This is a genomic window from Virgisporangium ochraceum, from assembly GCF_016863655.1.
Classification (GTDB): Bacteria; Actinomycetota; Actinomycetes; order Mycobacteriales; family Micromonosporaceae; genus Virgisporangium; species Virgisporangium ochraceum.
Genome location: NZ_BOPH01000001.1, coordinates 82365 through 94577, shown reverse-complemented (window position 1 = coordinate 94577; position 12213 = coordinate 82365). Strand labels below are relative to the sequence as shown.

Below are 12213 nucleotides of genomic sequence, written 5' to 3'. Positions count from 1 at the left end.
GTGAAACGCGTCACTTCTTGGCACGAGATTGGGATTTATGTACGTAGGCCCCGTTCCTACTGTCAGTACCAGGTAGATGACACAAAAGCGCAGAGCGGCGGCACTCGGAGCACCCCGGGTGCCGCTGTGTCATGTCGGATGATCAGAGGGCAATCAACATCCCGCCGTAACGTCCGGGAAATGACGATTGTCCAGGCTTACCGGATGTTGGTGCGACGGCTCCTGGTACGCCTACCTGACCGGCCCGGCTCGCTCGGCAAGGTCACCACCCTTCTCGGCCGCCTCGGCGTCGACATCCGCGAGGTGCGGATCCTCGGCCGCGACGGTGCGCACGCCACCGACGAGTTCGTGGTGGCGATACAGGGACCGGTGCTCGAGGCCTGCCTCGTCGACCTCATCGAGGAGCTGGAAGGCATGCACGTCCTAGCGTTCGAGGAGCTGAAGCCGGCGGACCGCCTCGTCGAGGACGTCGTCGCGCTTGCAGAAGGCGAACCGGATCAGGTGCCGCCCCTGGTCGACGTTGTCGTAGAAGACCTGGGTGGGAACGGCCACGACCCCGCACCGCTCGGGTAGCGACCGGCAGTACTCCACCCCGTCGGTGGAGGAGTCCAGCGCGACGGTGACGAAGTACGTTCCGCCGGGCTTGAGCACCGTGAACCCCGCGGAGGACAGCCCGGCGCACAACCGGTCGCGCTTCGACTCGAGGGACGCGCGCACGCGGTCCACATAAGAGGAGCCCAACCCCAGCGCGACCGCGACCGCCGGTTGCAGCGGCCCCGCGTTCACATACGTGAGGAACTGCTTGACCCGCAGCACGGCCGAGACCAACGACGCGGGCCCGCACGCCCAGCCGACCTTCCAGCCCGTGCACGAGAACGTCTTGCCGGCCGACGAGATCTGGACGGTGCGCTCACGCATGCCCGGCAGTGTCGCGATCGGAACGTGCGCGAGGCCGTCGTAGACCAGATGTTCGTACACCTCGTCGGTGACCGCGACCGCGCCGAACTCCTGGCACAGCTCCGCGATCAGCGTGAGCTCCTCGCGGCTGAACACCTTGCCGGTCGGGTTGTGCGGCGAGTTCAGCAGCACCAGCCTGGTGCGGGGGCCGAAGGCCGCGCGCAGTTGCGCCTCGTCGAAGGCGTAGCCGTCGCCGTCGGGTCGCAGGGTGACCGGACGCCGCACGGCGCCGGCCAGCGCGATCGACGCCGCGTACGAGTCGTAGTACGGCTCGAAGCAGACGACCTCGTCGCCCGCCTCGCACAGGGCGAGGATCGCGGCCGCGATCGCCTCGGTGGCGCCGGCGGTAATGACGATCTCGCTGTCGGGGTCGTAGTCGAGACCCCAGTGGGCCTTCTGGTGGGCGGAGACCGCCGCGCGCAGCTCGGGGACGCCGGGGCCGGGCGGGTACTGGTTACGGCCACCGCGCAGGGCCTCCACGGCGGCTTCCAGCATCTCCGGCGGGCCGTCGGTGTCGGGAAAGCCCTGACCGAGGTTGATCGATCCCGTGCGGACGGCCAGAGCGGACATTTCGGCGAAGATCGTGGTGCCGAAGGGGCGCATCCGGGCCACCAGGGGGTCTGTCATGGGAATCAGCCTAAGCCGCCATCTGGCGGTGCCTCCGCTCCTGCCCTACGGTGCGATTCCGTGGACCCACAACGGAACTTTCCGGGCGATGGCGACCAACGCTGGTTCGAGGGCGGCGACTGGAACCGCGGCCGGCACGGCGCCGCCGATGGCGACGGGTCCTACCGGCCCGCCGACGGTGACGGGTCCTACCGTGCCGCCGAGGCGGAGTACACCGGCGCGTTCGAGCCGTCGTCGGCCCCGCCGGCACCGGGTCCCGAGCCGTCCGAGGCGCAGCGGCGCACCACGGAGGCGATCGACGTCGGATCCATGCGCCGGCCGCCGGTGAGCACGCCGCCGGCCGCCTACCCGCCTCCGCCCGCCTACGGAGGCGGACCGGAGCAGCCGCTCTACCCGGCCGCGGCCGGGCAGCCGTCGTACCCGGCCGCGGCCGAGCAGCCGTCGTACCCGGCCGCCGCCGAGCAGTCGCTGTACCCGCCGCCGGCCGAGCCGCCGCCGTACCCGCCCGCCGAGCAGGCGCTCTACCCGCCGGCGGCGAACCCCGCGCCGGGTCCGCTGGGTGCGCCGACGGCCGCCGTGCACACGGTCCCGCCGCCACGGCAGCCGGCCGGTCCGTCGGTCTACCGCAGCCGCAACCCGGTGGTGCTGGTGACGCTCATCGCGCTGACCGTGCTGTTCGAGATCCCGGCGCTGCGGCTGCTCGCCTCGGCGACGCTCGCCGACCACGTGCCGGCCAACGGGGTGGTGGCGGGCACGTTCCTGGTCCTGGGCATCCCGGTGTTCGCGTACGGGCTGTACGGGACGCTCGGGGGCGGACCGGTCCCGGAGAAGCTGTCGGCGTGGCTCAAGCAGCCGCTGATCTACGTGCCCCTCGGAGTTCTGCTCTTCCTTCTCGCCGCGCTCGCAACCTGAGGAAAGCCCTCCTCGACTGGGCGGGGGAGGCCCGGAAACGACGGGGAGTACACTTGCCCCCGGCGACCACCCCAGGTGGTCGACCTCGCGCGCCCTCCTCCGATCTCGCAGGGCTCCGGTCGGGAGCTGATCGACACAGGAGGCGGCGGTCGCCCTGGTCCCGGGTTGAAGATCACACCGGGTTGAGCGCGGCCGACGACCGGGCGCTAGGGCGGGTGCCACCCGGTCATCCGCGACAACCAGGGCGAAAGAGGGCCACGACCATGGCAGTGTCCATGCGCGAACTGCTGGAGAACGGTGTCCACTTCGGGCACCAGACCCGGCGGTGGAACCCGAAGATGAAGCGCTTCATCTTCACCGAGCGTAACGGCATCTACATCATCGACCTGCGCCAGACGCTCGACTACATCGAGAAGGCGTACGACTACATCCGCGGCACCGTCGCGGAGGGTGGTCACATCCTGTTCGTCGGCACCAAGAAGCAGGCCCAGGAGGCCGTCGCGACCCAGGCCATGCGGGTCGGCCAGCCGTACGTGAACCACCGCTGGCTCGGCGGCATGCTCACGAACTTCCAGACGGTGTACAAGCGGCTGCAGCGGCTCAAGGAGCTGGAGGGCATCGACCTCACCGGCACCGCGCAGGGCTACACCAAGAAGGAGACCCTGCAGCTCAGCCGCGAGCGCGACAAGCTGAGCCGCACCCTCGGCGGCCTGCGCGACATGCAGAAGCTCCCGGCCGCCATCTGGGTGGTCGACACCAAGAAGGAGCACATCGCGGTCGACGAGGCGCGCAAGCTGGGCATCCCGGTGATCGCGGTCCTCGACACCAACTGCGACCCCGACGAGGTCGACTTCCCGATCCCCGGCAACGACGACGCGATCCGCGCCGCGGCCCTGCTCACCCGGGTCGTCGCCGACGCGGTGGCCGACGGGCTGATCGCCCGCTCCGGCCGGAACTCGCGCGCCGGTGGAGCCGACGAGAAGCCGGAGCCCGGCACGGTCGCCGCCGACGAGCCGCTGGCCGAGTGGGAGCGCGAGCTTCTCGAAGGCAAGAAGAACGAAGAGCCCGCCCCGGCCGCCTCCTAGATCTCACAGACAATCGAGAGAGAGTCATGAGCAACTTCACCGCCGCTGACGTCAAGCGGCTCCGCGACCTCACCGGCGCCGGGATGATGGACTGCAAGAAGGCCCTCACCGAGGCCGAGGGCGACTTCGACAAGGCCGTCGAGATCCTGCGCATCAAGGGTGCGAAGGATGTCAACAAGCGGGCCGGCCGCACCGCCGCGAACGGGCTCGTCGCCCACGCCGGCAGCGCGCTGCTGGAGCTCAACTGCGAGACCGACTTCGTGGCCAAGAACGCCGACTTCATCGCGCTCGCGCAGAAGCTGGTCGAGCACGTCGACGCCACCAAGCCGGCCGACGTGGCCACGCTGAGCGCCTCGACGCTCGACGGCCGCACCGTCGCCGAGATCGTCGACGGCGAGTCGGCCCGCATCGGCGAGAAGATCGTGATCAACCGGTTCGGCACCGTCGACGGCACCGCCGCGGTCTACTTGCACCGCAAGGACCCGCAGCTGCCGCCGCAGGTCGGCGTGCTGGTCGAGTACACCGGCAAGGGCGACGAGGCCAGCGACGCCGACGCGCGCGCCGTGGGTATGCAGATCGCGGCCATGCGTCCGCGGTTCCTGACCCGAGACGAGGTGCCCGCCGAGACGGTCGAGTCGGAGCGGCGCATCGCCGAGCAGACCGCCCGCGAGGAGGGCAAGCCCGAGCAGGCGATCCCGCGGATCGTCGAGGGTCGGGTGGGCGCCTTCTTCAAGGACTTCGTCCTGCTGGAGCAGCCGTCGGTGACCGACCAGAAGAAGACCGTGCAGAAGGTCCTCGACGAGGCCGGCATCACGGTGACGAAGTTCGTCCGCTTCGAGGTCGGCCAGGCCTGAGTGTCTGTGGAGAAGGGGGTCGCGCAGTCGCGCGGCCCCCTTCCCGTAGCCAGTTGATGTTGCAAGAGCTAGGGGGGACCTGATGACCGCTGACGCCGTGACCGGCCGCCGTCGGGTGGTACTGAAACTCTCCGGCGAGGTGTTCGGGGGCGGCGCCGTGGGTGTCGACCCTGTCGTCGTGCAGGCGGCGGCGAAGCAGATCGCCACGGCGGTGCGCCGGGGTTCGCAGGTGGCCGTCGTCGTCGGGGGTGGCAACTTCTTCCGGGGCGTCGAACTGCAGGCATCCGGCATGGACCGCGCCCGGGCCGACTACATGGGCATGCTCGGCACGGTGATGAACTGCCTCGCGCTGCAGGACTTCCTGGAGAAGGAAGGCATCGACACGCGGGTGCAGACGGCGATCCACATGGCCCAGGTCGCCGAGCCGTACATCCCGCGGCGGGCGATCCGGCACCTGGAGAAGGGCCGGGTGGTGATCTTCGGAGCCGGGGCCGGCATGCCGTTCTTCTCCACCGACACCGTGGCCGCCCAGCGGGCGCTGGAGATCCACGCCGACGTGGTGCTGATGAGCAAGAACGGCGTCGACGGCGTCTACACCGCCGACCCGCGCATCGACCCGACCGCGCGCAAGCTCGACACGGTGACGTTCGCCGATGCGCTGCGCCAGGGGTTGCGGGTGGCCGACGCCGCCGCGTTCAGCCTCTGCCAGGAGAACAAGCTGCCGATGGTGGTGTTCGCCGCGGAGGGCGCCGACACGATCGTCCGCGCCGTCGGCGGTGAGAAGATCGGAACCCTGATCACCGCGGGCTGAGCGTAAATTGAGCCCCGACGCACCGCGTGTACCACAGAAGACCGAAGGAGGCGACGAGCCCGGTGATCGATGACACTCTTCTCGAGGCCGAGGAGAAGATGGAGCGGGCGGTCGAGCACGCCAAGGAGGAGTTCGCCGCGATCCGCACCGGTCGGGCCACTCCGGCGATGTTCAGCAAGATCCTGATCGACTACTACGGCACCCCCACGCCGCTGCCGCAGATGGCCTCGATCGGCATCCCGGAGCCCCGGATGGTGATCGTCAAGCCGTACGACGCCTCCCAGCTCGCCGCCATGGAGCGGGCGATCCGCGACTCCGATCTGGGTGTGAACCCGAACAACGAGGGTACTCAGCTCCGCATCCACCTGCCGCAGATGACCGAGGAGCGACGGCGCGACATGGTCAAGGTCGCACGGCACAAGGCGGAGGAGGCCAAGGTCGCCATCCGCAACGTGCGCCGCCACGCCAAGAGCGACATCGACAAGATCGTCAAGGACGGCGAGGCGGGCGAGGACGACGGGCGCCGCGCCGAGAAGGAACTCGACGACGTCACCCACCGGTACGTCGCGAACGTCGACGAGATCCTCAAGCACAAGGAAGCCGAGCTCCTCGAGGTCTGATGGCCCGATCCGACCCCACCCCCGAACCACGAGCGGCGACCAACACAGACGACCCGCCGCCCCTCGACGTGGAGGGCGGCGGGACACGTGTGAACGGCCACCCGCGCTCCGCGCAGGACGACCTGTTCGCGACCCCGGTGCCGGAGAAGGAGCCGCTGCCGGTCGGGGTCGACGGCGGGCCCGTGCACGTCGGTCCGGCGCAACGCAAGGGCCGGGCCGGTCGGAACCTCCCCGCCGCGATCGGCGTCGGGGTGGCGCTCGGCGGCCTGGTGCTGCTGTCGCTGCTGCTGTACAAGCCCGCCTTCTACGTGATCATCGTCGTCGCGATCGTGGTCGGCACGTGGGAGATGGTCCGCGCGGTCAACACCGCGAAGATCCGGCCGCCGATGGTCCCGTTGCTGGTGGGTGGCGCGACGATGGCCGTGATCACCTGGTACGGCGGCGCCGGGTGGCTGCCGTTCGGCCTGCTGGGCACGGCAGTGGCCGTGCTCGGGTGGCGGCTGGCCGGCGGTCCGAAAAACTACCAGCGCGACGTCGTCACCGGGCTGCTCATCGCGGCCTACGTGCCGTTCCTCGGCGGGTTCGTGGTGCTGCTGCTGGAGCCGGGCGACGGCCACCTGCGGGTGCTGGCGATGATCGCCGCCGTGGTGATGTCCGACACCGGTGGCTACGGGTTCGGGGTCTTCCTCGGCCGGCACAAGCTCGCGCCGACGGTGAGCCCCAGCAAGTCCTGGGAGGGCTTCGGGGGCTCGGTGCTCACGGCGGCCGTCGGCGGCGCGCTGCTGGTGCGGTTCATGCTCGACGGGCACTGGTACTGGGGCATCGTGTTCGGCGTCGCGGTGGCCGGCGCATCGACGCTCGGTGACCTCGCCGAGTCGCTCCTGAAGCGTGACCTCGGGGTCAAGGACATGAGTACCCTGCTCCCGGGGCATGGCGGCCTGATGGATCGCCTCGACTCGATCCTCCTCGCGGCGCCGGTGGCGTACGCGGTGTTGACCAACCTCGTTCCGCCGGGGTGACACCCGGACGCCCGGATCGCACCCCATGTACGCAGCGCGATAAATACGTAGGCGGCCGGTCGTGGGACACTGGGAGCCGTTATGACTTTGCTGCGCCTCACACCGGTCCGAACGTCCCCAGACAAGCCCACGCGGCGGCCAGCGCCACCGCGTCACCTCGCCGATCTCGACTCCGCCGGCCGCCGTTCGGCGGTGGCCGCTCTCGGCGAGCGTGAGTTCCGGGCCGGACAGCTGTCGGCGCACTACTTCGGCCGCCTCGTGCGCGACCCGGCGGCGATGACCGACCTGCCGGCCGCCAGCCGCGAGAAGCTCGCGAACGACCTGCTGCCGACGCTGCTCACGCCGGTTACCGAGCAGGCCTGCGACGGCGGTGCCACCCGGAAGACGCTGTGGCGGCTGCACGACGGCGCGCTCGTGGAAAGCGTGCTGATGGGGTACCCCGATCGCGTGACGGTGTGCATTTCCAGCCAGGCCGGCTGCGGGATGGCCTGCCCGTTCTGCGCCACCGGCCAGGCCGGGCTCACCCGGAACCTCTCGACGGCCGAGATCGTCGACCAGGTGGTGTGGTTCGCCGGCGAAGCGGCCCGCGGCGCACTCCCTGGGTGCCCCGACCGGCTGTCCCGGGTCGTTTTCATGGGCATGGGCGAGCCGCTGGCCAACTACAACCGGGTGCGCGACGCGATCCGGCGTCTCACCGACCCGGCTCCCGACGGCCTCGGCCTCTCCCAGCGGCACATCACGGTGTCGACGGTCGGGCTGGTGCCCGCGATCCACCGCCTCGCCGAGGAGAAGCTGCAGGTGACGCTCGCCGTCTCCCTGCACGCCCCCGACGACGAGCTGCGCGACGAGCTGGTGCCCGTGAACCAGCGCTGGAAGGTCGCCGAGGTCCTCGACGCGGCCGACGCGTACGCCCGTCAGACGGGGCGGCGCGTTTCCATCGAGTACGCGATGATCAGGGACGTGAACGACCACCCGTGGCGTGCCGACCTCCTGGGCCGGCTCCTGTCCGGGCGGCTGGCACATGTGAACCTCATCCCGCTCAACCCGACCCCGGGTAGCCGGTGGGACGCGAGCCCGAAAGACGTCGAGCGGGAGTTCGCCCGTAGGCTGCGGGCAGCGGGCGTCACCACCACGGTGCGCGACACCAGGGGCCGCGAGATCGACGGTGCGTGCGGGCAGCTGGCCGCCTCCGCGGAGGCGACATGATCACCGGGGCGTCGCGGAGGCGATCATGTCGCGGGCCTCGTTCTTCCCGCGCAGGGAGGACGAGCGTCGTGACTTCACACTGGGTCCGCGCCGCGAACGTGGCTAGAGCCGTGTCTCTCCCAGGTGGAGGTGGCACAGTGAACGGTGCGGAGAACCGGCGTCCGGGTACCACCCTGTGGGTGGCCCGGCGGCGGGGCGCGAACCAGGAGGAACAGTGACGAGTCAGGGCCAGCGGTTCCGGCGGCGGGCGCTGCGACGTGGGTACAAGGTCGACGAGGTCGACTCGTTCCTCGACCGGGTCGAGGCGACACTCGCGGGTGACCCGATCGGCGCGTCGGTGGCTGCCCAGGAAGTCCACGATGTCGTCTTCCGGGTTCGTTTCGGTGGATATGACGAGTGGCAGGTCGATCTGCACCTCGACCGGGTCGAGCGCCAGCTCGCCGAGATGGAGGAGCGGGGCGGATACTCGCGTCCCGACGGCCGCCAGCCGATGCTCGAGCGCGGCCCGGCTCCCGAGCGGGTCGGCGCCGTCGACCGGATGGGCCCGCCCGACCGCATGGGCCCCGCCGAGCGGATGGGACCGCCGGAGCGGCTCGGTCCCGGTCCCGGCCCCATGGGCGGCCTCCCCGACCGGCCGGCGCCGATGGGCCCGCCCGACCGGATGGGTCCGCCGGACCGGATGGGACCCCCGGACCGGATGGGTCCGCCGGATCGCATGGGTCCGCCCGACCGGATGCCCCCGCCCGATCGGATGGGTCCGCCGGACCGGATGGGTCCGCCGGATCGCATGGGTCCGCCCGACCGGATGCCCCCGCCCGGACCGTCGCTGCCGCAGCGCCCCCCGGGTGCCGCGATGGGCCCCCGCGACGGCGGCTACCCGCCCTACGACGAACCGACCGGCGCCCGTCCCGCCGACCAGTACGAGCCCGGGCGCCGCGCCCGCGCCGACATGACGGCCGAGATCCGCATGGGCGACGCCACCTTCGGCGGAGCACCGGGTCGCCCCGGTCCCGACCCGATGGGCGGCTTCGGTGGCCCGAGCGGACCCGGTCCCGGCGGCCCTGGCGGTCCCGGCCCGCGCGGTCCGGGTGGTCCGGGCGGTCCCGACGGCCCGCCACCCGGTCGCGGTCCCGGCCGTGGGTACGGTGGCCCGCCGGTGAGCGGCGGCCCGCCGGTCAGCGGTCCCGCCGGCTACGGCCCGCCGGTCAGCGGCGGTCCGTACGGCCCGCCCGTGAGCGGTGGTCCCCCCGTCAGCGGCGGCCCCTACGGCCCGCCGGTCAGCGGTGGCCCTCCCGGACCCGGTGGTCCCGGTGGCCCCGGACCCGGCCCGGGTGGTCCCGGTCCCGGTGGGCCCGGCCCGGGCTTCGGCGGTCCGCCGCCGGGGTACGGCGGCCCCACCGGTCCCGCGCTCTCCGGTGACGCCCAGCGCCTCGACCAGCTGCGTCGCACCTTCCAGTTGCGCCGCTTCGGCAGTGGTTACGACCGTGCCCAGGTCGACCAGCTCTTCGAAGGGCTGATCATGGGGCTGGCCGGGCGTGGTCCGCTGCCCAACAGCGAGGCCGAGCTCGCCCCGAACCGGTTCGAGCTCGTGCCCGGCGGCTACTTCGAGGCGGAGGTCGATGCGGCGCTGAAGGAGGCACGCGACATACTGTCCCGGCGTCGCTGACCCCGACCCCGAAGGCCCCTCAACACGCCATGACACCAGTCCGGTTCGGGCTGGTCGCACTGCCGCTCGTCACCTTCGCGTTGACGGTCTACGCCGTGCGGCCGGTCACCCCCGCCCGTGCCCCGCGCCGGCTCGCGGTCGCCCGCGCGTCCGTGCTCGTCGGCACGTTCGGCGTGCTCACCGTCGAAGGGCTGTCGGCCGTCGGCCGGCTCACCACCGGCGGGGTCGTCGCCGTCTGGGTCGCGGCGGTCGCGGCCGCGGGCGTCGGCGCGTGGTTCCGCAAGGGCCGGGGAGACGGGCACAGCCCGAGCCCCCGTACCGGTGGCGCCCGGGACGTGGTGGCGCGGTGGGTGGCGGACCTGCGTGACCGCCTCCGCGGGCTGCCCGGGTTCGAGCGGGTGGTCCTCGCCGCGATCGTGGTGCTCGTGGCGGCGGAGCTGGTGCTGGCCCTGTTCTCGCCGCCGAACACCTACGACTCGCAGACCTACCACCTGCCCCGGATCGAGCAGTGGGCCCAGCGCGGCAGCGTCGACCTGTTCCCCACCGGGGTGCGTCGCCAGATCACCTACCCGCCCGGCGCCGAGTTCCTGCTGCTGCACCTGCGGCTGCTCACCGGCGTCGACACGCTGTACAACCTGCTGCAGTGGTCGGCCGGGGTGCTGTGCCTGCTGCTGGTGACCCGGCTCGCCGCCCAGCTCGGCGTCGGCCGCCGCGGGCAGCTGCTCGCCGCGCTCGTGGCCGGTTCGGTGCCGATGATGGTGCTCCAGGCGTCGAGCACGCAGACCGACCTGGCCGTGGCCGCGTGGGTGGCGTGTGTGGCGACGCTGGCGCTCGACGGGGTCGGCCGGGTGCCGCTGCGCCGGCCCGACCTGGCGACCGTGCTCCTGCTGGGTGCGGCGACCGGCCTGGTGACGCTGACCAAGGCGACCGGCGGCCTGCTGGCCGGCCCGTTCCTGGTCTGGTGGACGCTGGCCCAGGCCCGACGGGTCTGGTGGCCGCCCGAGGCAACCCAGCTGTCCGAGGAAGCCCTGCCGGCAGGGGAAGCCGGAGCGGGTGGTCGATCGGTGCGGCGGCGTACCGCCGGCCTCGCCCGGGTGGCCCTCGCGGCCGTCGGGATCATCGCCGTCGCCGGGGTGATCAGCGGGCCGCAGTTCGCCCGCATGATCGAGACGTTCGGGCATCCGCTCGGGCCGCCCAACATGCGCGAGACGCTCACCATGCAGCGGCACGACCCGGCCAGCCTGCTGATCAACGGGCTGCGCCAGGCGCACACGGCGCTGGAGATCCCGGTGCCGCCGGTCAACCGGTGGGTCGCCGCGCGGATCGTCGACCTGGCCGAGGCGCTGGGCCGCGACCCGAACGACCCGAAGACCACGTTCTTCGAGCAGACGTTCCCGGACGAGTCGTGGTACCCGAGCGAGGACAAGGCGGCGCTCCCGCTGCACGCGCTGCTCATCGGCGTCGGGGTCGCGCTGGCGGCCGTGCGGGGGTGGCGTCCGGGCGGCGACCGGCGGCTGCTGGTGTACTCGGCGGCGATCGCCGTGGCCGCGCTCGGCTACGCGGTGGCGTTCAAGTGGCAGCCGTGGGGCAACCGGCTGCTCCTGTTCATCGTCGTGGTCGGTGCGCCGCTCGCGGGGGCGTGGCTGGGCTCGGTCTTCGAGCGACAGGCCGCGCTCACGCGGTCACCGAAAAGGAGCCTGCGCCCGGCGGTGGCCGCGCTTCTCGTGGTGGCGACGTGTGCCGGCATGCTCTCGGCGGTGTACGGCCATCCGCGGCGGCTGGTCGGCGGCGGATCGGTGTTCGTGCGCGACGACCTGTCGGCGCGGTTCGCGATGCGGCCGGAGTGGCTGGCGAGCTACCGGAAGGCCGCCGCCGACGTGAACGCCCGCAACCCGCGGCGGGTGGGGCTGGTGTCGACCGTCGACGGCTGGGAGTACCCGTTCTACTACATGCTCGACGCGCCGGTGCTGCGCTCGATGCAGTCGTCGGAGCCGTCGAAGCTGAAGCCGGCGACGTGGGAGGACGTCGACGCGATGGTGTGCGCCGGGCCGACCTGGTTCTGTTACCAGTACATCCACGCGTCGTGGACGTTCTGGTCGGACGAGACCGTGTCGTACGGCCTGCCGCCGAAGACCTAGGAGCGCAGGCCGTTGCGGCGCAGCACCGAGTCGACGATCAGCATGAGGATCAGGGCGCCGGCCGAGAGGACCAGGAAGATGTCCTCGACCTTGCCGGTGTGGTTCCCCATCGTCATGAGCAGCAGGATGACCGCGGTGACGACAGCACCGACGCGCAGCGCCTTCATCTGGGCCGGCTTGTGCTGATCGGGGGAGGTAACCGGTTCGTCGCCCGCCACGTCGACTCCTTCGTGTGTTCGCCTGCACAAAGTCTGTCATGGCGCCGGCCGGAAGGAGCCGGGACCCCTTGTTGTAGCGTCGGCTGAGGCGGTTCGGGAG

General features: G+C 71.7%; 12 protein-coding genes and 1 pseudogene. 10 read left to right on the top strand and 3 right to left on the bottom strand.

All coding sequences use genetic code 11. The annotated features are described in order from the left end of the window. Positions 1-138: 138 nt before the first annotated feature. Positions 139-285: pseudogene (locus tag Voc01_RS54540) on the top strand (hypothetical protein); the annotation flags it as partial. On the opposite strand, the gene Voc01_RS00420 reads toward Voc01_RS54540, so the two are convergent. Then, the gene (locus Voc01_RS00420) at positions 232-420 is read right to left on the bottom strand and encodes a hypothetical protein (protein ID WP_203925174.1); all 189 of its coding nucleotides are present in this window, start codon (positions 418-420) and stop codon (positions 232-234) included. The pseudogene Voc01_RS54540 and the gene Voc01_RS00420 overlap by 54 nt on opposite strands. 3 nt (positions 421-423) lie before the next feature. Further along, complete coding sequence (locus tag Voc01_RS00415) at positions 424-1584, bottom strand: pyridoxal phosphate-dependent aminotransferase (RefSeq protein ID WP_203925173.1); 1161 nt, start codon at positions 1582-1584, stop codon at positions 424-426. A 60-nt stretch (positions 1585-1644) separates the two neighbouring features. On the opposite strand from Voc01_RS00415, the gene Voc01_RS00410 reads away from it, so the two are divergent. From Voc01_RS00410 to Voc01_RS00370, 9 genes are all read left to right on the top strand, one after another. Next, positions 1645-2496, top strand: coding sequence for a hypothetical protein (locus Voc01_RS00410; protein ID WP_203925172.1), 852 nt, complete (start codon positions 1645-1647; stop codon positions 2494-2496). A gap of 263 nt (positions 2497-2759) precedes the next feature. Then, on the top strand, positions 2760-3581 hold the full coding sequence (rpsB, locus tag Voc01_RS00405) for a 30S ribosomal protein S2 (protein WP_203925171.1): 822 nt from the start codon (positions 2760-2762) through the stop codon (positions 3579-3581). Positions 3582-3607: 26 nt separating this feature from the next. Continuing rightward, the gene (gene tsf, locus Voc01_RS00400; RefSeq protein WP_203925170.1) at positions 3608-4435 is read left to right on the top strand and encodes a translation elongation factor Ts; all 828 of its coding nucleotides are present in this window, start codon (positions 3608-3610) and stop codon (positions 4433-4435) included. An 82-nt stretch (positions 4436-4517) separates the two neighbouring features. After that, complete coding sequence (gene pyrH, locus Voc01_RS00395; protein ID WP_203925169.1) at positions 4518-5246, top strand: UMP kinase; 729 nt, start codon at positions 4518-4520, stop codon at positions 5244-5246. A gap of 62 nt (positions 5247-5308) precedes the next feature. After that, complete coding sequence (gene frr, locus Voc01_RS00390; RefSeq protein WP_203925168.1) at positions 5309-5866, top strand: ribosome recycling factor; 558 nt, start codon at positions 5309-5311, stop codon at positions 5864-5866. Then, on the top strand, positions 5866-6885 hold the full coding sequence (locus Voc01_RS00385) for a phosphatidate cytidylyltransferase (RefSeq protein WP_203925167.1): 1020 nt from the start codon (positions 5866-5868) through the stop codon (positions 6883-6885). Before frr ends, Voc01_RS00385 begins: the two co-directional genes overlap by 1 nt. 81 nt (positions 6886-6966) lie before the next feature. Continuing rightward, complete coding sequence (rlmN, locus tag Voc01_RS00380) at positions 6967-8091, top strand: dual-specificity RNA methyltransferase RlmN (RefSeq protein ID WP_203925166.1); 1125 nt, start codon at positions 6967-6969, stop codon at positions 8089-8091. Between the two features lie 214 nt (positions 8092-8305). Beyond that, positions 8306-9757: a DivIVA domain-containing protein gene (locus tag Voc01_RS00375; protein ID WP_203925165.1), complete on the top strand. Its 1452-nt coding sequence runs from the start codon at positions 8306-8308 to the stop codon at positions 9755-9757. A 29-nt stretch (positions 9758-9786) separates the two neighbouring features. Beyond that, the gene (locus tag Voc01_RS00370) at positions 9787-11895 is read left to right on the top strand and encodes a glycosyltransferase family protein (RefSeq protein WP_203925164.1); all 2109 of its coding nucleotides are present in this window, start codon (positions 9787-9789) and stop codon (positions 11893-11895) included. Here the strand turns inward: Voc01_RS00370 and Voc01_RS00365 are convergent. Further along, positions 11892-12113 carry a DUF2631 domain-containing protein gene (locus tag Voc01_RS00365; protein ID WP_239159820.1) on the bottom strand — a complete coding sequence of 74 codons (222 nt, stop codon included), beginning with the start codon at positions 12111-12113 and terminating at the stop codon, positions 11892-11894. The genes Voc01_RS00370 and Voc01_RS00365 overlap by 4 nt on opposite strands. Positions 12114-12213: the final 100 nt, after the last annotated feature.